This window comes from Nonomuraea sp. NPDC050663, from assembly GCF_044456985.1.
Lineage (GTDB): Bacteria > Actinomycetota > Actinomycetes > Streptosporangiales > Streptosporangiaceae > Nonomuraea.
The window spans coordinates 1-19,952 of the sequence record NZ_JBITGL010000004.1 but is presented as its reverse complement, the minus strand read 5'-3'; the positions used below and the strand labels follow the sequence as shown (position 1 = coordinate 19,952).

General features: G+C 68.7%; 20 protein-coding genes and 2 tRNA genes. 11 read left to right on the top strand and 11 right to left on the bottom strand.

All coding sequences use genetic code 11. From position 1 onward, the window contains the following. Positions 1 to 58: 58 nt before the first annotated feature. Both galT and ACIBH1_RS13285 read right to left on the bottom strand, forming a co-directional pair. Positions 59 to 1,105: a galactose-1-phosphate uridylyltransferase gene (galT, locus tag ACIBH1_RS13290; protein ID WP_397313961.1), complete on the bottom strand. Its 1,047-nt coding sequence runs from the start codon at positions 1,103 to 1,105 to the stop codon at positions 59 to 61. Beyond that, positions 1,102 to 1,881 (bottom strand): DeoR/GlpR family DNA-binding transcription regulator, encoded by a 780-nt coding sequence (locus ACIBH1_RS13285; protein WP_397313960.1) that lies wholly within the window; start codon positions 1,879 to 1,881, stop codon positions 1,102 to 1,104. The genes galT and ACIBH1_RS13285 overlap by 4 nt, the downstream gene beginning before the upstream one ends. A gap of 120 nt (positions 1,882 to 2,001) precedes the next feature. Here ACIBH1_RS13285 and ACIBH1_RS13280 point away from each other — a divergent pair, with 120 nt between their 5' ends. Continuing rightward, positions 2,002 to 2,079 (top strand): 50S ribosomal protein bL37, encoded by a 78-nt coding sequence (locus ACIBH1_RS13280; protein ID WP_376771764.1) that lies wholly within the window; start codon positions 2,002 to 2,004, stop codon positions 2,077 to 2,079. Between the two features lie 18 nt (positions 2,080 to 2,097). On the opposite strand, the gene ACIBH1_RS13275 is transcribed toward ACIBH1_RS13280, so the two are convergent. Beyond that, a complete protein-coding gene (locus ACIBH1_RS13275) occupies positions 2,098 to 2,682 on the bottom strand; it encodes a TetR/AcrR family transcriptional regulator (protein ID WP_397313959.1) in 585 nt (194 codons plus the stop codon). A 65-nt stretch (positions 2,683 to 2,747) separates the two neighbouring features. On the opposite strand from ACIBH1_RS13275, the gene ACIBH1_RS13270 reads away from it, so the two are divergent. Then, positions 2,748 to 3,974, top strand: coding sequence for an FAD-dependent oxidoreductase (locus ACIBH1_RS13270; protein WP_397313958.1), 1,227 nt, complete (start codon positions 2,748 to 2,750; stop codon positions 3,972 to 3,974). 5 nt (positions 3,975 to 3,979) lie between these two features. Here the strand turns inward: ACIBH1_RS13270 and ACIBH1_RS13265 are convergent, their stop codons facing one another. From ACIBH1_RS13265 to ACIBH1_RS13250, 4 genes are read right to left on the bottom strand one after another with little or no spacing between them, the layout of a single operon-like run. Continuing rightward, positions 3,980 to 5,284, bottom strand: a complete 1,305-nt coding sequence (locus tag ACIBH1_RS13265) for a TrpB-like pyridoxal phosphate-dependent enzyme (protein ID WP_397313957.1) — start codon at positions 5,282 to 5,284, stop codon at positions 3,980 to 3,982. A gap of 12 nt (positions 5,285 to 5,296) precedes the next feature. After that, complete coding sequence (locus tag ACIBH1_RS13260) at positions 5,297 to 6,184, bottom strand: LLM class flavin-dependent oxidoreductase (protein ID WP_397313956.1); 888 nt, start codon at positions 6,182 to 6,184, stop codon at positions 5,297 to 5,299. Positions 6,185 to 6,232: 48 nt separating this feature from the next. Beyond that, on the bottom strand, positions 6,233 to 6,490 hold the full coding sequence (locus ACIBH1_RS13255; protein WP_397313955.1) for a hypothetical protein: 258 nt from the start codon (positions 6,488 to 6,490) through the stop codon (positions 6,233 to 6,235). Further along, on the bottom strand, positions 6,487 to 7,089 hold the full coding sequence (locus ACIBH1_RS13250; protein ID WP_397313954.1) for a uridine kinase: 603 nt from the start codon (positions 7,087 to 7,089) through the stop codon (positions 6,487 to 6,489). Before ACIBH1_RS13250 ends, ACIBH1_RS13255 begins: the two co-directional genes overlap by 4 nt. A gap of 32 nt (positions 7,090 to 7,121) precedes the next feature. Between ACIBH1_RS13250 and ACIBH1_RS13245 the strand changes: the two genes are divergently transcribed. Then, on the top strand, positions 7,122 to 7,931 hold the full coding sequence (locus tag ACIBH1_RS13245) for a PIG-L family deacetylase (RefSeq protein ID WP_397313953.1): 810 nt from the start codon (positions 7,122 to 7,124) through the stop codon (positions 7,929 to 7,931). Here ACIBH1_RS13245 and ACIBH1_RS13240 read toward each other — a convergent pair. Further along, entirely contained in the window at positions 7,920 to 8,285 is a 366-nt protein-coding gene (locus ACIBH1_RS13240; RefSeq protein ID WP_397313952.1) for a VOC family protein, read from the bottom strand. The two genes, ACIBH1_RS13245 and ACIBH1_RS13240, sit on opposite strands and share 12 nt — an antisense overlap. Positions 8,286 to 8,338: 53 nt before the next feature. Further along, positions 8,339 to 8,412 (bottom strand) — tRNA-Pro (locus ACIBH1_RS13235). Between the two features lie 90 nt (positions 8,413 to 8,502). Here ACIBH1_RS13235 and ACIBH1_RS13230 point away from each other — a divergent pair. Then, positions 8,503 to 8,573: transfer RNA gene (locus tag ACIBH1_RS13230), tRNA-Gly, on the top strand. A 27-nt stretch (positions 8,574 to 8,600) separates the two neighbouring features. On the opposite strand, the gene ACIBH1_RS13225 is transcribed toward ACIBH1_RS13230, so the two are convergent. Together ACIBH1_RS13225 and ACIBH1_RS13220 are read right to left on the bottom strand one after the other, a co-directional pair. Continuing rightward, the gene (locus tag ACIBH1_RS13225; protein WP_397313951.1) at positions 8,601 to 9,200 is read right to left on the bottom strand and encodes a DUF421 domain-containing protein; all 600 of its coding nucleotides are present in this window, start codon (positions 9,198 to 9,200) and stop codon (positions 8,601 to 8,603) included. 108 nt (positions 9,201 to 9,308) lie between these two features. Then, positions 9,309 to 9,746 carry an ATP-binding protein gene (locus ACIBH1_RS13220; protein ID WP_397313950.1) on the bottom strand — a complete coding sequence of 146 codons (438 nt, stop codon included), beginning with the start codon at positions 9,744 to 9,746 and terminating at the stop codon, positions 9,309 to 9,311. 189 nt (positions 9,747 to 9,935) lie between these two features. Between ACIBH1_RS13220 and ACIBH1_RS13215 the strand changes: the two genes are divergently transcribed. The 7 genes from ACIBH1_RS13215 to ACIBH1_RS13185 all read left to right on the top strand — a co-directional run bounded on the left by ACIBH1_RS13215 (position 9,936) and on the right by ACIBH1_RS13185 (position 19,481). After that, on the top strand, positions 9,936 to 10,811 hold the full coding sequence (locus ACIBH1_RS13215; RefSeq protein WP_397313949.1) for a helix-turn-helix domain-containing protein: 876 nt from the start codon (positions 9,936 to 9,938) through the stop codon (positions 10,809 to 10,811). Between the two features lie 123 nt (positions 10,812 to 10,934). Beyond that, positions 10,935 to 12,305 (top strand): trigger factor, encoded by a 1,371-nt coding sequence (gene tig, locus ACIBH1_RS13210; RefSeq protein ID WP_397313948.1) that lies wholly within the window; start codon positions 10,935 to 10,937, stop codon positions 12,303 to 12,305. Positions 12,306 to 12,415: 110 nt separating this feature from the next. Next, on the top strand, positions 12,416 to 13,966 hold the full coding sequence (locus tag ACIBH1_RS13205) for a Na+/H+ antiporter (RefSeq protein ID WP_397313947.1): 1,551 nt from the start codon (positions 12,416 to 12,418) through the stop codon (positions 13,964 to 13,966). Positions 13,967 to 14,072: 106 nt separating this feature from the next. Further along, on the top strand, positions 14,073 to 14,690 hold the full coding sequence (locus ACIBH1_RS13200; RefSeq protein WP_397313946.1) for an ATP-dependent Clp protease proteolytic subunit: 618 nt from the start codon (positions 14,073 to 14,075) through the stop codon (positions 14,688 to 14,690). Between the two features lie 11 nt (positions 14,691 to 14,701). Beyond that, positions 14,702 to 15,325, top strand: a complete 624-nt coding sequence (locus ACIBH1_RS13195) for an ATP-dependent Clp protease proteolytic subunit (protein WP_181612208.1) — start codon at positions 14,702 to 14,704, stop codon at positions 15,323 to 15,325. 174 nt (positions 15,326 to 15,499) lie between these two features. Next, positions 15,500 to 16,783: an ATP-dependent Clp protease ATP-binding subunit ClpX gene (clpX, locus tag ACIBH1_RS13190; protein ID WP_397313945.1), complete on the top strand. Its 1,284-nt coding sequence runs from the start codon at positions 15,500 to 15,502 to the stop codon at positions 16,781 to 16,783. Positions 16,784 to 16,895: 112 nt separating this feature from the next. Then, positions 16,896 to 19,481, top strand: a complete 2,586-nt coding sequence (locus ACIBH1_RS13185; RefSeq protein ID WP_397313944.1) for a valine--tRNA ligase — start codon at positions 16,896 to 16,898, stop codon at positions 19,479 to 19,481. Positions 19,482 to 19,952 lie beyond the last annotated feature (471 nt).

The following is a 19,952-nucleotide window of genomic DNA, read 5'->3' as shown; positions in this document are numbered from 1 at the left end:
GGTGCGAGAGGGATACTAACGGTAAAACGGAGGTAACGCGACTCCAAGCCGAGACCGCTTAGAGATCTACCTGAGACCTCAGAAGATCGGCGGCCATCTCCGGGGGCACGTCGTTGACGAAGGCGCCCATCGCCGACTCCGATCCGGCCAGGTACTTCAGCTTGCCGGGCGCGCGCCGGATGCTGAACAGCTCCAGATGAAGATAGGCCAGGTCACGGCCCTGACGGACCGGCGCCTGGTGCCAGGCGGAGATGTACGGCATGCGCACGTCGAAGAGCCCGTCGAAGGCGCGCAGCACGCTGGTGTAGAGCGGCGCGAAGGCGGCACGCTCCTCCTGCGTGAGCGCGGGCAGGTCGGGCACCTGGCGGTGCGGGTAGATGTGCACCTCGAACGGCCAGCGCGCGGCGTGCGGCACGAACGCCGTCCACAGCTCGTTGGCCGCCACGACCCGCGGTCCTGCACGCTCGGCGCGCAGGACGTCGGCGAAGAGCGTGGGGGTCTTGGCGGCCGCCGCCAGGTGGCGCCGGGTGCGCGGGGTCACGTACGGGTAGCCGTAGATCTGCCCGTGGGGGTGGGGGAGCGTGATGCCGATCTCCTCGCCCCGGTTCTCGAAGCAGAAGACCTGCTCCACGCCCTCGATGCCGGACAGCTCCGCCGTACGGTCGGCCCAGGCCTCCATGACCAGCCCCACCTGCTCGTCGGAGAGCTGGGAGAAGCTGGAGTCGTGGTCGGAGGTGAAGCAGACGACCTCGCAGCGGCCCACGCCGGCCCTGGAGCCCTCGGGATAAGTGCCCAGATTGGTGGAGAACGACGGGAAGCGGTTCTCGAACACGACGACGTCGTAGTCGGAGGCGGGGATCTCCGACGCGCGGCCCTCGGTCGACGGGCACAGGGGGCACTCGTCGGCGGGAGGCAGGAACGTGCGGGTCTGCCGGTGGCTCGCGATGGCCACCCATTCCTCGGTCAGCGGGTCGAAGCGCAGCTCCGAGGCGAGAGGCCGCGGGTCGAGCGGACGGTGGTCCACGGCGCTTCTGTCGGCGTCGTCGCGACGGTCGAAGTAGATCAGCTCCCTGCCGTCGGCCAGGTGCGTGATGGTGCGCTTCACTTCGTGTCCTCCGCGATCAGTAGTTCCCCGGCGCGCTCCGCCAGTTCCATGCGCGCCTGTTCGTCCAGGCCGGCGTCGGTGATGACGACGTCGGCGCGAGACAGCTCGGCGATCGTGCTGATGCCGACCGTCTGCCACTTGGTGTGGTCGGCGGGCACCACCAGGCGGGCGGCGCACGCCACCAGTGCCCGGTCGGTCTCGGCCTCCAGCAGGTTGGGGGTGGTGAATCCGGCGCGCAGGCTCATGCCGTGCACGCCCAGGAAGACCGTGTCGACGTGCAGGCTGCTGATCGCGGCCACGGCCACGGGGCCGACGAGCGCGTCGGAGGGCGTGCGCACGCCGCCGGTCAGCACCACCGTGCGGTCGTCGCGCTGGTTGCGGTGGAAGACCTCGGCCACGGGGATCGAGTTCGTGATCACGGTGAGCTCCGGCACGTCGACCAGGTGGTGGGCCAGCGCCCAGATGGTGGTGCCCGCCGACAGGGCGATCGCGGTGCCGGGGCGGACGAGCTGGGCCGCGCGGCGGGCGATCGCCTCCTTCTCGGCCTGCTGGCGGCTGGTCTTGGCGGCGAAGCCCGGCTCCTCGGTGGAGCCCGGGCCGCTGATCGTGGCTCCGCCGTGGACCTTCTCCAGGAGCCCGCGTTCGGCGAGCACCTCCAGGTCGCGGCGGATGGTCATGTCGGAGACGCCCAGGTCGCGAACCAGCTCGGAGACCCTGACCGCGCCGTGCCGCCGGACCCGCTCCAGGATCGTCTGCTGGCGCTGCTGTGCGAGCATCGGGCCTCCTTCCAACACATTCCACCAAATTATGACACGCCTGTGTTGAAGTGTGAGCGGTTGACCGGGCCGGGATCCCGCGAGACGTTGTGACCTACACCACATCCTCCTGGAGGTGCCATGGCCAAGCGAGCACGCAAGAGCAGGGCACGCAAGAAGAAGAAGGCGAACCACGGCAAGCGCCCAGCCTCGCGCTAGCCGTACGGCTCGCGGGTGTCAGGGGGTGCGCCAGGCACCCACGAGCCGCGCCATCTGCTCGGCGTAGAACTCGCCGAACTCCTCGCGCCCCATTCCGGTGACCGCCTGCGCGAGCTGGGGGAAGACGACCCCCGCCGCCGACATGGCGAACATCGCGATCATCGCCGCACCCGGATCCACGTCGCCCGGCAGCTCGCCCGCCTCCTGCCGCTGCCGCAGCTCGGCCACGTTGCGCCGCATCTCCTCGACGAACGCCGGGTCGGGCGGCGCCTCTCCCAGGCCCTCCCAGACCATCAGGCGGCCGAAGTCGGGGTTGGCCGCGTTGGCCCGCACGTAGGAGGCGATGAGCGTGCCGAGGTCCTGGTCCGGCTCGGCGAAGGCGCTCTCGTGCCCACGCCACTGGGCCACGACGTGCTGGTAGAGGCCCTCCTTGCCGCCGAAGTAGTAGGAGATCAGCTGCTTGTTGATGCCCGCGCGGGCGGCGATCTCGCTGACCCGTGCCCCGGCGTAGCCCTTGGCTCCGAACTCCTCGACGGCGGCTTCGAGGATGCGGGCCTTGGTGCGCTCGGCGTCGCGCTGCTTGTCCTGGGGCGCTCTTCTCATGCGCCGCAGCTTATCAACCATCCGGATGGTTGACAGAATTATCCGAATGGATGATAGTCGGTGGCATGAGAACTCACATCGCCGTGATCGGCGGCGGAATCGGCGGGCTCTGCCTGGCGCAGGGGCTGCACGGCAAGGGCGTCGACGTCGCGGTCTTCGAGCGGGACCGCACACCGTCCGACCGGCTCCAGGGCTACCGGGTGCACATCGACCCGCAGGGCGCGCGGGCGCTGCGCGAGTGCCTGCCCGAGCCGCTGTGGCGGACGTTCCTGGCCACGACCGGCCAGGGCGGGCAGGACTTCGGATTCCTCACCGAGCGACTCGGCGAGTTGCTGGTCGTCGAGACGCCCCCCGACGCCGAGCACTACTCCGTCAGTCGCATCACGCTCCGGCAGGTCCTCCTGTCGGGCCTGGAGGAGATCGTGCACTTCGGCAAGATGTACGAGCGCTACGAGCGCAACCCCGACGGCACCACGACGCTGCACTTCGCCGACGGCAGCACCTGCGTGGCCGACATCGTGGTCGGCGCCGACGGCGGCACCTCGCGGGTCCGGCGGCAGTACCTCCCGCACGCCGAGCGCATCGACACCGGGATCACGACCGTGGCGGGCAAGTTCCCGCTGACCCCGCGCACCCGCGCGCTCATCGCCCCGCGCCTGGCCGACGGGCCCAACATGATCCTGCCGCCGCCCGGCTTCGGCATGTTCTGCGCCCCCCACGACGTCGCGCGGGCGGTGGGCGAGATCGGGCGCACCGAGCAGGCGGGCGCGCTCATGGACAACAACGCCAGCTACATCCTGTGGGCGGTCGGGGCCTCGGTGGAACGCTTCCCCGGCGGGCTCGCCCGGATGTCGGGCCAGGAGCTGCGCGCCACGGTCTCGGCGCTCGTCGCGACCTGGCACCCCGACCTGCGCCGCCTGGTCGAGCTGAGCGACCCCGACACCGTGAGCCTGCTGCCGATCCGCACCTCCGTCCCGGTCGAGGCCTGGGAGCCCAGCACGATCACCCTGCTCGGCGACGCGATCCACAGCATGACGCCGATGCGCGGCATCGGCGCCAACGTCGCGCTGCGCGACGCCGCGCTGCTGTGCGCCGCGCTCGGCGACGGCACGGTCGAGGCGATCGGCCGCTACGAGCAGGAGATGCGCCAGTACGGCTTCGCGGCCGTACGCGACTCGCTGAAGGCCGCCCAGTCGTTCGTCTCGGAGAACCGCCTGGCCAGGATGGGCTTCAAGGCCTTCCTGCGGACCGCGGCACGCCTGCCCGGACTCAAGGAGAAGGCGTTCGCCTGAGCCCGCTAACGGGTTACCGGCAGGGTGCTGAGCGCCTCGTCGATCCGCTCCTGGGGCAGCGCGAAGTCGCGCATCTCGCCCGACAGGTAACGGTCGTAGGCGGCCATGTCGAAGTGCCCATGACCGCACAAGGCGGTGAGGATGACCTTGGGCTCGCCGGTCTCCTTGCAGCGCAGCGCCTCGGCGATGGTCTCGGCGAGCGCGTGGGTGGGCTCGGGCGCAGGCACGATGCCCTCGGTCCTGGCGAAGCGCACGCCCGCCTCGAAACACTCGGTCTGCGACCGGGTGACCGCCTCGAACATGCCCAGCTCGTACATGTGCGACAGCAGCGGCGACATGCCGTGGTACCTGAGCCCGCCGGCGTGGATCGGGTCGGGCACGAACGAGTGGCCCAGCGTGTGCATCTTCAGCAGCGGTGTGAAGCCCGCCGTGTCGCCGAAGTCGTAGGCGTATCGGCCCCGGGTGAACGACGGGCACGCCTCGGGCTCCACGGCCCTGAAGGTGATGTCGGGATGCTCGCGCATGAACGGGAAGGCCAGCCCGGCGAAGTTGGAGCCGCCGCCGGTGCACCCGATCACCAGGTCGGGACGCTCGGGCAGCTGCTTGAGCGCCTCCTCACCGATCACCGTCTGATGCATGAGCACGTGGTTGAGCACGCTGCCCAGCGCGTATCGGGTGTCGGGATCCTGGCCGGCCACCTCCACCGCCTCGCTGATGGCGATGCCCAGGCTGCCGGTGGAGTCGGGGTGCTCGGCGAGGATCTTGCTGCCCGCGCCCGTCACCGGTGACGGGCTGGCGTGCACGGTCGCGCCGTAGACCTGCATGAGGCTCCGGCGATACGGCTTCTGGTCGTAGGAGGCGCGCACCATCCAGATCTGGCACTCGAGGCCGAACTGCGCGCAGGCGAAGGCCAGGGAGGAGCCCCACTGCCCGGCGCCGGTCTCGGTGGTCAGCCGGCGCACGCCCTCGCGGGCGTTGTAGTAGGCCTGCGGCACGGCGGTGTTCGGCTTGTGCGACCCGGCGGGGGAGACGCCCTCGTACTTGTAGTAGATGCGCGCCGGGGTCTGCAGCGCCTTCTCCAGGCGGTGCGCCCTGATGAGGGGCGTGGGCCGCCACAGCCGGTAGACGTCGAGCACCTCCTGCGGGATCTCGACGAACCGCTCGGTGCTCACCTCCTGGCCGATCAGCTCCATCGGGAACAGCGGGGCCAGGTCGTCGGGGCCCACGGGCTGCATCGTCGCCGGGTGCAGCGGCGGGGGCGGGGCGGCGGTCAGGTCGGGAACGATGTTGTACCAGTGACTGGGAGTCATTTCCCGAGTTTGCTACTCCTTGCGCTCGAGTGCTACCTGTCTGCGAACTTCCGGGACGATCTCCTCGGCGAAGACCGTCAGCTGGCGCTCGTCGTCGCGCTCCGGCCACAGGACGAAGCTGTCCTGGCCGTGCGAGATCGCCAGGTCGGTCAGCTCCTCGACCCACTGGTCCGCCGGGCCGTACAGGAAGCCCGTGCTCCGGTCGGTGACGAGGCCGTTGATGTTGTGGACGCGCCGAATGTCGCGCGGGTCCCGGCCGGCTTGGCGGGCCGCCTCGTCGATTCGGTCCTGGAGCTCCGGGAGCCTGTCGGTGGTGGCCCACGGTGACGACGACACCCAACCGTCGGCCAGGGCGCCTGTCAGGGCCATGGCCCTGGGACCCTTCGCGCCGATCCAGATGCCGATCGGGTGCGTGGGCGCCGGGCCGGACTGGGCGCCGCGCAGGTGGTAGTGCTCGCCCTCGAACCGCTGGTTGCGCTCGCCGCTCCAGATGCGCCTGATCACCTCGATCGCCTCGGCGAGCGCCCCGAGAGCCTGCTTGCCGGTACGGCGGGGCCCGCCGTAGGCCTCGATCGCGTCCCAGAAGCCTCCCGCGCCCAGGCCCAGCTCGAAGCGCCCGCCGCTGAGCAGGTCGAGGGTGGCCGCGGCCTTGGCGAGCACGGCGGGCGGCCGGAGCGGCAGGTTCGCCACGTCGGGGAAGAGGGTGATCCGCTCGGTCCTGGCGGCGATCGTCGTCAGGAGGGTCCAGGTGTCGACGTAGCGCCGCTGGTAGGGGTGGTCCTGGATGCCGATCAGGTCCAGGCCCAGGCGCTCGGCGAGCCGGGCGCGCTCGATCAGCGGGTCGTCGGCGTTCGGCACGAGGAAGTAGCCGAAGCGCAGGTCACGTCCGTAATCGCTCATGTCCCGCGTAACCGTTTCGCGGGCGCGGCTCTTCCCGCCGGGGGTGCGTTACCCGGGGATGACGCGCGGGGCGTCGAGCGCGTGGTCGGCGGAGGCGATCATGATGGTCCTGCCGTTGGAGTAGCTCACGATCGAGTGTCCCGAGCGCTCACCCACGCGCCTGGCGACCTCCTGCCACCGGGCCCGGTCCTCCTCGGTGTCGGCGGTGATGCGGAAGGTGCCGTGCTCGCGCAGCTTCTGCTCCACGAGTTGGGTCATGTGGACGTGGAAGCGGGCTTCCTCATCGGGCGTGAGGGGAGTTCTCATCCCTCGATTATCGCCGGGTGGCGGGGGTCGTCGACCTTGACGGCGATATCCGCGGCTTTCAGTGGACTTATCTCCCTTTCGTAGCGTTCGTACGCCGGGAGCTGCCACTGGAGCGCCTCCCCGGTCTTCCTGCGCACCGCCGCCCGCGACAGCCACAGGTGCACGGTCAGGTCGAACGCCAGCCCCCGGCCCAGGAGCAGCGTGCCGTCCATGAGCACCACGCCGCTCTCCGGCACGGGCGTGTACGGCACGCGGTAGGCGCGGTCGGTCTCGGCGTTCCACAACTTGGTCAGGACGCTTCCCCGGCGGTCGAGCACCTCCCTGCCGAGCGCCTTGGCGTCCAGCCAGGAGTCGTAGAACTCGTCAGGATCCGTCCTGCCGTACTCCAGCCGCAGCGAGGCGGGACGCAGGAAATCGGCCGCCGACACCCGGACGGGCGCCCTGCCCGCCGCCTTCAGCGGCTCCACCAGCGCGTCCGCGAGCCTCCCCGGCTCCGCCCCCGGCGCGCCGTCGACCGCCACCCTGGCGGCCCCTCCGGACACGATCCGCTCGGCCAGCTCCTCGATCAGGTGTTCTGGAGAAATCGCCCGCGCACGCACGACTCCACGCTAATGGTGGCTAGCCTCGACTCATGACGGAACTGACGCTCATGGCTGTCCACGCCCACCCCGACGACGAGGTGATCAGCACCGGTGGGATCCTGGCCCGCTACGCGGCCGAGGGCATCCGCACCGTCCTGGTCACATGCACCAACGGAGAGCAGGGCGACGGCCCCGGAGGCGTCAAGCCCGGCGACGACGGCCACGACGAGGCCGCCGTCGTCGCCCAGCGCCTCGCCGAGCTCCAGGAGTCGGCCGGGCACCTCGGGATCCAGCACGTGGAGCTGCTCGGCTACCGCGACTCGGGGATGGACGGGTGGGAGGGCAACGCCCATCCCTCGGCCTTCGCGAACGTCCCCCTGACGGAGTCGTCGGCCGCGCTCGGGGCGTTGATCGAGAAGTACCGGCCGCAGGTGATCGTCACCTACGACGAGAACGGCGGCTACGGTCACCCCGACCACATCCAGGCGCACCGCATCGCCGTGGAGGCGTTCGCCGCCACCGGCATCCCCGACAAGCTGTACTACACCGCGATCCCGCGCTCGGGGATCCGGGAGATGTTCGAGTTCGTGCGCTCGCTCGGGCTGGACTTCGGTGAGTTGCCGGAGGAGTTCGGCACCCCTGACGAGCTGGTGACGAGCGCGGTGGACGTGTCGGCGTACATCGAGCAGAAGGTGACGGCGCTGAAGGCGCACGCGTCGCAGACGGAGAACATCTTCCTGCTGCAGCTGCCGGAGGAGGCGCAGCGGCGGGTGTTCGCCACGGAGCACTTCATCCGGCAGCGGAGCCGGGTGGAGGTCCAGGGGCAGGAGGACGACCTATTCGCGGGCCTACGCCCCTGACGCGGGAGCCTCCACGAAACAGAACTCGTTCCCCCCAGGGTCACGCATCACCTGGAACGCGCCCTGGTCGTCCTTCTGGAGCGCCCCCGCGCGCGTCCCGCCGAGCCGCTCGGCGCCCGCCGCGGCCGCGTCGACGTCCGGCACGGCCAGGTCGAGGTGGAGGCGGTTCTTGAGGCTCTTGGGCTCCGGAACCTTCTGGAAGGCCATCCGGAGCCCCTGAGGGGGATCGACGTACGACCACGCGGGGTCCCTGTCGACGGGGAGCCCGCCCAGGAGCGCCCCCCAGAAGGCGGCCAGGACGGCGGGCTCGCCGCAGTCGACGACGAGCTGGCTCTGTCGAGGTTGGTCATGCATGCGTCCACGCTAGGGCGCACCACGCGCCCTTCGCGATCGCGGAAAGGGGGGAGTCGGGGCGACAGGATTTGAACCTGCGACTTCTTGCTCCCAAAGCAAGCGCGCTACCAAGCTGCGCCACGCCCCGGTGTCGTCGCGTGCGCAAGCTGTCGGAGACTCCGGTACGCTTACGCCCTGACGACCGGATGAAGTCTAGACCAGACTTCGACCGGCTCGCGCGGACGTAGCTCAATGGTAGAGCCCCAGTCTTCCAAACTGGCTACGCGGGTTCGATTCCCGTCGTCCGCTCTCGTCGCGAAAGGCCAGGTCAACCCGCTAGGGTGCCTGGCCTTTCGTGTTTTCCCGCCGGGATGCCTGTTCGAGAAGCAGCCGTTCGATGCGGTCCAGCCGCTCCCGCATCTCCGCCAGGTCGCCGACGGACACGTTCTCCTCCTCCGGCCGCAGCCGTACGAGCAGAGCCCCGCCCGGCTCCAGCGTCACCGACTGCGTGTCCGCGACCGACGACCCGCCCTGCTGCAGGATCGCCTGGTCCACGTCGCTGCGCCGCAGCCCCAGGCGCCGCAGCGCCGACGCGATGTAGGCGCCGTCGGCGGCGAGCACCGTGGGCTTGCCCTTGAACCACCAACCCACCAGCGGTACGGCCTCGGCGAGCCGTACGGTCACCGCGTTGGCGGCGAGCAGCACCACCGCGCCGAACAGCCCTCCCCACAGCGAGTTGTCGGGCCCGATGACGGCGTTCTGGACGACGTTCGACAGCAGCAGCATGACGACGAGGTCGAATCCGGTGAGCTGGGCGAGTTCGCGCTTGCCCGCGAGGCGGAGCAGGACGGCGAGGGCGAGGTAGACGCAGACGGTTCTGATCGCCTTGTCGAGGAGGGGGACGCCGGTGACGAGCAGGTCATTCCACATGTCCATCGTGATCAGCCAGGGTAGTGGGGGCGGGCCTGGCTAACGGGTAGCCACACGGAGGCGACAGCGCTCGCGCCACAGGAGGGCGTGCGCAGCCTCAGCGACGCACCTGGATCAGTCGTCGGTGCGGAAGAGGGCCCAGACGGCCTTGCCGCCGCCGGTGAGGGAGTCCCAGCCCCACCGCTGGCTGTAGGTCTCCACGATGTAGAGCCCGCGGCCGTTCTCGGAGCAGAAGTCGGGCTCCTTGGGAAGCGGCGCCTCGTCGCTGGGGTCGGTCACGGCGAGTAGCACGTGGGGGTCCGACAACATGAGGAGAAGCGTGATCTGGGGCGTGCCACGGGTGTATCGGACGGCGTTGGTGACCAGTTCCGACACGACCAGGGCGGCGTCGTCCCCCAATTCGGACAGTCCCCAACCCGACAGGGTCGAGCGGGTGACGTCGCGTGCGGTCTTGACCGAGTCGGCCTGAAAGGGGAGGGGCCAGGAGCACACGCGGGAGAAATCGACCTCGCGAGTGATCTGGAGGCACTCGGCAGTGACCACGGGATCCATCCTGCTGCTACCTGTTTGCCCCAATATGCACTAGGCCATCATGGGTTACCAGGCGAGCATCTGCAAGACCCAGATGCACGTGCAGCTGCAAAACCCGCGGATGGCCGAAGAAGCCGAAACGGACACGGGGTTGAGACCTTGTCATAGCGGCGCATCGGGTGTCACTGTGTGTGCGGGAAGGAGGCAGGCGTGACGCCGAACCAGCGGAACCACCCGTACGCGGGGCCCACGGCCCTGCGCATCCTCCTGGGCTCCCAACTGCGGAAGCTGCGGGAGGCCAAGGGTGTGACGCGGGAGGAGGCAGGCCACCTCATCCGCGGCTCGGAGTCGAAGATCAGCCGCATGGAGCTCGGCAGGGTCTCCTTCAAGGAGCGTGACGTCTCCGACCTGCTGTCGCTGTACGGCGTCGAGGACACCAAGGCCCGACAGGCCGTCCTCGACCTGGTCGTGCAGGCGAACGAGCCCGGCTGGTGGCAGCGCTTCAACGACCTGCTCCCCACGTGGTTCCAGTCGTACGTCGGCCTGGAGGAGGCGGCCAGCCGGATCAGGACCTACGAGGTCCAGTTCGTGCCCGGCCTGCTGCAGACGAAGGAGTACGCACGGGCGGTGGTGACCGCCGGCGTGGCCGGCATCAGCCAGGACGAGATCGCCCGTCGCGTCGACCTGCGCCTGGAGCGCCAGCGTGTGCTCGACAGGCCTGACGGCCCGATCTTCTGGGCCGTGATCGACGAGGCCGCCCTGCGGCGGCCCATCGGCGGCGGCGAGGTCATGAAGGCCCAGCTGGAGCACCTGATCGACCTGATGCGGCAGCCGCGGATCACGATCCAGGTCATGCCGTTCAGCTTCGGCGGTCACAGCGCCGAGGGCGGTGCGTTCAGCATCCTGCGCTTCCCCGATCCCGACCTTCCCGACGTCGTCTACGTGGAGCAGCTGGCCAGCGCGCTCTACCTGGACAAGCGGGACGAGGTGGACCGATACAGCCAGGTCATGGAACGGCTGTGCGCGGTGAGCACCACTCCGGACGAGACCGTCGAGCTGCTCAGGTCTATCGCCGAAGAGTTCTGAGTGCACAATTGTCTGCCCTAGACTGGCAGACGGCGTGGCGCAGCATGCCCACATGAGCGGCGCGTGAGCCGACCAAAGGCGCGCCGCCGTTCATCTCGAAGCTTTATCCAAGGAGACCACCCCGTGAAGACCGCTGTCGAGGAGCTCAGCCCGACCCGGGTGAAGCTCACCGTCGAGGTGCCGTTCGAGGAACTGCGCCCGAGTCTGGATGCGGCGTACAAGCGGGTCGCGGAGCAGGTCCGCGTCCCCGGCTTCCGCCCCGGTAAGGTTCCTGCCCGCATCATCGAGCAGCGCTTCGGCCGCGCCGTGGTGCTGGAGGAGACCCTCAACGACGCGGTGCCGAAGCTCTACAGCCAGGCCGTCGACGAGGCCGACGTCTTCCCGGTGAGCCAGCCCGACATCGAGGTCACCAAGATCGAGGACGGCGAGCAGATCGAGTTCACCGCCGAGGTCGACATCCGCCCCAACTTCGAGGTGCCCGACTTCTCCGGCATCGAGGTCACGGTCGACTCCGCCGCCGTCACCGACGAAGACATCGACCAGCAGCTCGACGGCCTGCGCCAGCGCTTCGCCACGCTCGCCGGCGTCGAGCGCGCCGCGGCCAAGGGCGACTACGTCGTCATGGACCTGCGCGCCGAGATCGACGGCGAGAACATCGAGGAGCAGCAGGCCAGCGAGGTCTCCTACGAGGTCGGCGCCGGCTCGGTCCTCCAGGGCCTCGACGACGCCCTCGAGGGCATGTCCGCGGGCGACGACAAGAGCTTCAAGACCGAGCTCGTCGGCGGTGAGCAGGCCGGCCAGGAGGCCGACGTCATCATCAGCCTGAAGCAGGTCAAGGAGAAGGTCCTGCCCGAGCTCGACGACGAGTTCGCGCAGCTGGCCAGCGAGTTCGACACGCTCGAGGAGCTGAAGAACAGCATCCGCGAGACCGCTCGCCGCAACAAGCTCGTCGACCAGGTCGTCCAGGCCCGCGAGAAGGCGCTCGAGAACCTCCTCGACAAGATGGAGATCCCGATCCCCGACAGCGCGCTCAAGTCCGAGGTCGACGCCCGCAAGCACAACCTCGACCACCAGATCGCCGAGAGCGGCCTGTCGCGCGACGCGTTCTTCCGTCTGTACCAGACGACCGAGGACGAGCGTTTCGCCGAGTTCGACACCAACTCCGCCAAGGCCATCAAGGCCGGCTTCGTCCTCGACAAGATCGTCAAGTCCGAGGAGCTCGGCGTCTCCGAGCAGGAGCTGACCAACTTCGTCGTGCGCCGCGCCATGCAGATGGGCGTGCAGCCGAACCAGCTGGCCCAGCACCTGGCCGACAACGACCAGCTCACGCTGGCGATGGTCGAGATCGTCCGCGACAAGGCCAAGTCCGTCGTGGGTGACGCCGCCAAGGTCGTCGACACCGACGGCAACGAGGTCGACCTGAAGGCCATCTACACTGAGATCAACGGTGAGGAGCCCAAGGAGATCGCCGACGACGAGGCCTCCGAGCAGTAAGCTCTCAGAAAGGACCCCCGACCGCCTGGTCGGGGGTTTTTTCGTTTTTCGGCGGACTTGACCTGCCCCTGGCCGGGTAGGGCGATGGACTTCCGAGCGGGCGGGTGGAGATGACCGACGAGCTGTTCATCCTGGGCGTGGCGATCGCGGTGGCGCTGGTCGTGGCGCGCACACTGTCGCGGCGGTTCAACCTCCCAGAGGCGATCCTGCTGGTCATCCTGGGGCTGCTGGTCAGCGCCATCCCGGGGGTCGGCAGCATCGAGGTGCCCCCCGAGCTGGTCCTCACGGTCTTCCTGCCGCCGCTGGTCTACCACGCAGCCTTCTTCAGCGCGCCGCGCGAGACCCGCGAGGACGCGGTGCCCATCGTCATCATGGCCTTCAGCCTCACCTGCGTGACGGCGCTGTGCGTCGCGCTGGCGGTCGGCGCCACCGTGCCCGGGCTGGCGGTCGGCGCGGCGCTCGCGCTCGGCGCCGCGGTGGCTCCCACGGATCCGGTGGCCGCCACCTCCGTGATCAAGCGCCTCGGCGCGCCGCGCAGGCTGGTCACCATCCTGGAGGGCGAGAGCCTCGTCAACGACGGCGTCGCGCTGACCATGTTCGGCCTGGCGCTGACCATGCTGCAGCAGGAGGTCACCCCCGGCTTCGCCGCCCTGGAGCTCCTGCAGGTCGTGGTGGGCGGGCTGGCGTACGGCCTGGCGCTGGCCTGGGTGATCGGCCGCCTCCGGCCGCTGATCCGCGACCCCGGCGCCCAGATCGTGCTGTCGCTGGCCACGCCCTTCCTGGCCTACATCCCCGCCGAGCACCTGGGCCTGTCGGGCGTGCTGGCCACTATCGTCGTCGGGTTCTACCTGGGACTGCGCCGCGACGGCCTGCTCCAGCCCGCATCGAGGCTGACCGGCGAGATGTTCTGGGAGGTTCTGGTCTTCCTTCTGGAATCCACCCTCTTCGTCCTGCTGGGCCTGCAGATCCTCGACGTCTTCCACGGCATCGAGGGCGACAGGATCTGGCCCCACGTACCCCTGACCGTGCTGCTGGTGATCGGCGTGGTCGTGCTCGTCCGGATGGTGTGGACGGTCGTGGTCGTGCCGCTGCTGCGCTTCCGCCGCTTCGCCAGCATCGAGTTCAAAGAACGCTTCGTGATGGGCTGGGCGGGCATCAGGGGCGCGATCACCCTGGCGATCGCGCTGTCCATCCCCGCCGAGGCCCAGGGACGCAACCTGCTCGTCTTCATCGCCGCCTGCGTCGTGCTGGCGACCCTGCTCGGCCAGGCGCCCACGCTCGCGCCGCTGCTGCGCAAGCTGGGCATGGGCGAGAGCGAGGCGGAGATGAAGGAGGAGACCGTGGCCAGGGAGGCGCTGCTGGAGAGCGCCCTGGCGCGCATCGACGAGCTCGCCGCCGACGACAAGGTCGACGAGCGCACGGCCCAGGTCTACCGCCAGCTGTTCGAGCTGCGGCTCGACAAGGTCCGCGAGGTGCTCGACGACGAGCGCGAACCCGAGCACGGCAAGGGCAAGATCCGCCGCGAGCTCATCCGCGCGCAGCGCAAGAAACTGGACGACCTGTACGAGCGCCGCAAGATCAGCGCGGACGCGCGGCGCAAGCTAGCGCACGAGCTCGATCTCGAGGAGCGGCGCCGCGTGTCCGGAACTCAAGGGGGATGACATGCGCCGACAGCGAACAGCGCGGGGACGGGGCATGACCTGGGGCCCACCCGCGTTAAGGTCACAAGCAAAGCCAATCGAGAACCACGCATCGGAAGGTGACGCTGTGACCTTCTTCAGCCCAGAGTCGCGAGGTAAGGAAGACGCCTCCTTCCGGCTTGAGGACCAGCTGTACCAACGCCTGCTGCGCGAGCGCATCATCGTGCTCGGGTCGGAGGTGAACGACGGCATCGCCAACCGCATCGCCGCGGAGCTCCTGCTCCTGGCGGCGGATGATCCCGATCGGGACATCTACCTGTACATCAACTCGCCGGGCGGTTCCGTCACGGCGGGCATGGCCATCTACGACATGATGGAATACGTGCCGAACGACGTGGCCACCGTCGGCATGGGCCTGGCCGCCTCCATGGGCCAGTTCCTGCTGTGCGCCGGGGCCAAGGGCAAGCGCTACGCCCTGCCCCACGCCCGCGTCATGATGCACCAGCCCTCTGGGGGCATCGGCGGCACCGCGGCCGACATCGCCATCCAGGCGGAGCAGATGCTCTACGTGAAGAAGACGCTCGCCGAGCGGATCGCCTTCCACACCGGTCAGCAGCTTGACCAGATCGAGAAGGACTCCGACCGCGACCGCTGGTTCACGGCCGACGAGGCCAAGGACTACGGCTTCATCGATCATGTCGTGCGCAACGCACGGCAGGTGCCCTCCCAGGGCGCCGTTTCCTAGGGGGAGCTGACGTGAACATCCAAAGCCGCTACGTGCTCCCGCAGTTCACCGAGCGCACGTCGTACGGAACCAAGACCATGGATCCGTACACCAAGCTCTTCGAGGACCGCATCATCTTCCTCGGCGTGCAGATCGACGACGCCTCGGCCAACGACGTCATGTCGCAGCTGCTGACGCTGGAGTCGCTCGACCCCGACCGTGACATCAGCATCTACATCAACTCGCCCGGCGGCTCCTTCACCGCCATGACGGCGATCTACGACACGATGCAGTTCGTCCGGCCGGAGATCCAGACCGTCTGCCTGGGCCAGGCCGCCTCCGCGGCCGCGGTCCTCCTGGCCGGCGGCACGCCGGGCAAGCGCTACGCGCTGCCCAACGCGCGCATCCTCATCCACCAGCCCTCCACCGAGGGCGGCGGCCAGGGAAGCGACATCGAGATCCAGGCCCGCGAGATCCTCCGGATGCGCGGACTGCTCGAGGAGATCGTTGCCAAGCACACCGGCAAGGATCAGTCCGAGATTCGCAAGGACATCGAACGCGACAAAATTCTCACCGCTGACGATGCCAAGGCGTATGGTCTGATCGACGACATCATTCCGTCGCGGAAGAAGCGAGCTCAGGCCGCGGTTTCCTGACGGGATGCGGACCGCACCGGAACATGCCCATCAAGGCATGTTCCGGTGCGACTCGCCGCCAGGGGGCTCACTGAGGGCCCAGAAGACGGTAACGTCGATACCTGAGCGGTTCGGACCGGGTCCGGCTAATCGGATCGCGGGAGCAGGGCGGTCCCACGCAAAGGAGTATCTGGGGTGGCACGCATCGGCGACGGGGGAGACCTGCTGAAGTGCTCGTTCTGCGGAAAGAGCCAGAAGCAAGTCAAGAAGCTCATCGCCGGTCCCGGCGTATACATCTGCGATGAGTGCATCGATCTCTGCAACGAGATCATCGAGGAGGAGCTCTCCGAGTCCTCCGAGCTCAAGTGGGACAACCTGCCCAAGCCGAGGGAGATCTACGAATTCCTCGACGCCTACGTGATCGGCCAGGACAAGGCCAAGAAGGCGCTCTCGGTGGCGGTATACAACCACTACAAGCGGGTGCAGTCCGGCGACCGGGGTCGTGACGACGGCCTTGAGCTGGCCAAGTCCAACATCCTGCTGCTCGGCCCGACGGGCTCGGGCAAGACGCTGCTCGCGCAGACGCTGGCGAAGATGCTCAACGTGCCCTTCGCCATCGCCGACGCCACCGCCCTCACCGAGGCGGGCTATGTCGGTGAGGACGTCGAGAACATCCTCCTCAAGCTCATCCAGGCCGCCGACTACGACGTCAAGAAGGCCGAGACGGGCATCATCTACATCGACGAGGTCGACAAGATCGCCCGCAAGAGCGAGAACCCGTCGATCACGCGCGACGTATCGGGCGAGGGCGTCCAGCAGGCGCTGCTGAAGATACTGGAAGGCACCACGGCGAGCGTGCCCCCGCAGGGCGGGCGCAAGCACCCTCACCAGGAGTTCATCCAGATCGACACCACCAACGTGCTGTTCATCTGCGGAGGGGCCTTCGCCGGACTCGAGAAGATCATCGAGTCGCGCATCGGCAAGAAGGGCATCGGCTTCAACGCCATCATCCGCTCCAAGGAGGAGATCGACTCCTCCGACATCTTCGCCGACGTCATGCCCGAAGACCTGCTGAAGTTCGGCATGATCCCCGAGTTCGTCGGCCGTCTGCCGGTCATCACCTCGGTGCACAACCTCGACCGTGAGGCGCTCATCCAGATCCTCACCGAGCCGCGCAACGCCCTGGTGAAGCAGTACCGCAAGCTCTTCGAGCTCGACGGGGTGGAGCTGGAGTTCACCGACGACGCGCTCGAGGCCATCGCCGACCAGGCGATCCTGCGCGGCACCGGCGCCCGCGGCCTGCGGGCGATCCTCGAAGAGGTGCTGCTGAGCGTGATGTACGAAGTGCCGTCGCGCCAGGACGTCGCCCGGGTGATCATCAACCGGGGCGCCGTGCTCGAGCACGCCATCCCGACGCTGGTCCCGCGCGACCAGCTCGCGGCCAAGCAGCAGCGCACGCCCCGGGAGAAGTCGGCCTGAACCGACCGCACCACCGCTGAGCGCCTCGACCCCTAGGTCGGGGCGCTTCGCCGTACCTGGGAGAGCGGTCGGTGCCGGGTTGGGCTCTGGTGGCCGCCGGGCGGCTCTAAACTTGAATACCGTGACGAAGCCAGAGCTGCCTACCCAGTACACCCCGGCCGACGTGGAGACCCCGAGCTACGAGCGATGGGTATCCGAGGGGTACTTCGGCGCCGACCCGGGCAGCTCTCGCGAGCCGTACAGCATCGTCCTGCCGCCGCCGAACGTGACCGGCGTCCTGCACATGGGCCACGCCCTCGACCACTCGATCATGGACGCGCTCACACGTCGAGCGCGGATGCAGGGCAAGGAGACCCTGTGGCTGCCGGGCATGGACCACGCCGGCATCGCCACGCAGAACGTCGTCGAGCGCAAGCTCGCCGCCGAGGGGCTCTCCCGCCACGACCTCGGGCGCGAGGCGTTCGTCGAGCGGGTCTGGCAGTGGAAGGCCGAGTCGGGCGGGCAGATCCAGGGGCAGATGAAGCGCCTGGGCGACGGCGTCGACTGGTCACGCGATCGCTTCACCATGGACGAAGGCCTCTCGCGCGCCGTCCAGACCATCTTCAAGAAGCTCTTCGACGACGGGCTCATCTACCGCGCCGAACGCATCATCAACTGGTGCGTGCGCTGCCACACGGCCCTGTCCGACATCGAGGTGGAGCACAGCGAGGACGAGGGCGAGCTCGTCTCGATCAGGTACGGCAGCGGCGACGAGTCGATCGTGGTGGCCACCACCCGGGCCGAGACGATGCTCGGCGACACCGCGGTGGCCGTGCACCCGTCCGACGAGCGCTACTCCCACCTGATCGGCAAGACGGTGGAGCTGCCGCTGACCGGACGGCACATCCCGATCGTGGCCGACGAGCACGTCGACCCGTCCTTCGGCACCGGCGCGGTCAAGGTGACCCCGGCGCACGACCCCAACGACTTCGAGATCGGCCGGCGGCACTCCCTGCCGTCGCTCACGATCATGGACGAGACCGGCCTGATCACCGAGCACGGACCCTTCGAGGGGCTCGACCGGTTCGAGGCGCGTCCCGCGGTCGTCGCGGCCCTGCGCGCCGAGGGGCGGATCGTCGCCGAGAAGCGGCCCTACCTCCACGCGGTCGGCCACTGCTCGCGATGCAAGACGGTCGTCGAGCCGAGGTTGTCGCTGCAGTGGTTCGTCAACGTCCAGCCGCTGGCCACGGCCGCAGGCGACGCGGTGCGCGACGGGCGCACCCGGATCCACCCGCCGGAGCTGGCCAAGCGCTACTTCGACTGGGTCGACGACATGCACGACTGGTGCATCTCGCGGCAGTTGTGGTGGGGCCACCGCATCCCGGTCTGGTACGGGCCCGAGGGGGAGGTCCTCTGCGTCGGGCCCGACGAGGAGGCTCCCGAGGGTTACGTCCAGGACCCCGACGTCCTCGACACCTGGTTCTCCTCCGGGCTGTGGCCGTTCTCGACGCTCGGCTGGCCCGAGAAGACCCCTGAGCTGGAGCGGTTCTACCCGACCTCGGTCCTGGTGACCGGCTACGACATCCTGTTCTTCTGGGTCGCCCGGATGATGATGTTCGGCCTGTACGCCATGGACGGCCGGCCGCCCTTCCGGGTGGTGGCGCTGCACGGCATGGTGCGCGACCAGTACGGCAAGAAGATGTCGAAGTCGTTCGGCAACGTCGTCGACCCGCTCGACTGGATCGACAGGTTCGGCGCCGACGCGACGCGCTACACCCTGCTGCGCGGCGCCAACCCCGGCTCCGACGTGGCGGTCAGCGAGGAGTGGGCGGCCGGTTCCCGCAACTTCTGCAACAAGCTCTGGAACGCCACCCGCTTCGCGCTCATGAACGGCGCGTCGGTCGGCTCGCTCGAAGGGGCGCAGCTGACCGCGGCCGACCGGTGGATCCTGTCCAGGCTGCAGACCATCACCGCTCAGGTCGACGCGGCCTTCGACGACTTCGAGTTCGCCAAGGTCTCCGACCTGCTCTACCACTTCGCGTGGGACGAGGTCTGCGACTGGTATCTGGAGCTGGCCAAGGTCCAGATCCAGGAGGGGCAGGAGCACACGCGGCTGGTGCTCGGGCACGTGCTCGACGCGCTGTTGCGGTTGCTGCACCCGCTGGTGCCGTTCGTCACCGAGGAGTTGTGGCGGGCGGTCACGGGCGGCGAGTCCGTGGTGGTCGCGCCGTGGCCGGTCGTTGACCCACACCTGGCCGATCCCGATGCCGAGAAGGAGATCCTTGCCCTGCAGGAGCTCGTCACCGAGGTGCGGCGCTTCCGCTCCGACCAGGGGCTGAAGCCGGGCCAGAAGGTGGCGGCCCGGCTGGGCCTCGCCGGCACGGTGGTCGCGGGGCACGAGGCGGCGATCCGGTCGCTGCTGCGGCTCGAAGCGCCGGGGGAGAGCTTCAAGGCGACGGCGAGCTTCACCGCCGCCGGGGTCAGCGTCGAGATCGACACCGCGGGCGCGATCGACGTGGCTGCCGAGCGCAAGCGCCTGGAGAAGGACCTGGCCGGCGCGCAGAAGGAGGCCGCCCAGGCCGCGGGCAAGCTGGGCAACGAGCAGTTCCTGTCGAAGGCGCCCGACGACGTCGTGGCGAAGATCAGGGCGCGCGCCGAGCAGGCCGCCGCCGACATCACGCGCCTGGAGGCGCAGATCGCCGCCCTTCCGTCGGGCTAATCTCCTGCTGCCGGCCGGCCCTCACCCACGGGTGGGGGCCGGCTTTGGTTTGGAGGGAATCTTCGCGGGGAAGGCTGTGTTGTTACCTAAGTTGGTCACAGGCACGGTCCGCGGGCTGCTAGTGTTTTCCTCGCAGGGCGGCACGGGCCGACCGCGCGAGGCCGAAGGGCCTCGGTGGGGCTGATAAGCTCTGCACATCCCTCTGATCGAACCCCGAGTCTCGGGCGTGTCCGCACGATTGGACAACGGCCGGGTTTCGGAGTAAGTTAGCGGGGTTGCCTGAAATCCAGCCAGGCGGGCGGTTTGACAAGAAGCGCCCGAGTCTGGTAGGATCGGAACGCGAAGTGTGCGCCTCTCTGAAGTTCTGAGAGAGTAAGCGTCCGTTTCTTGAGAACTCAACAGTGTGTTTAAAAGCCAGTGCAAGAGTTATTTCTTGCAACACCTCGTCTAGAAGTTTCTAGGCATTTGTTG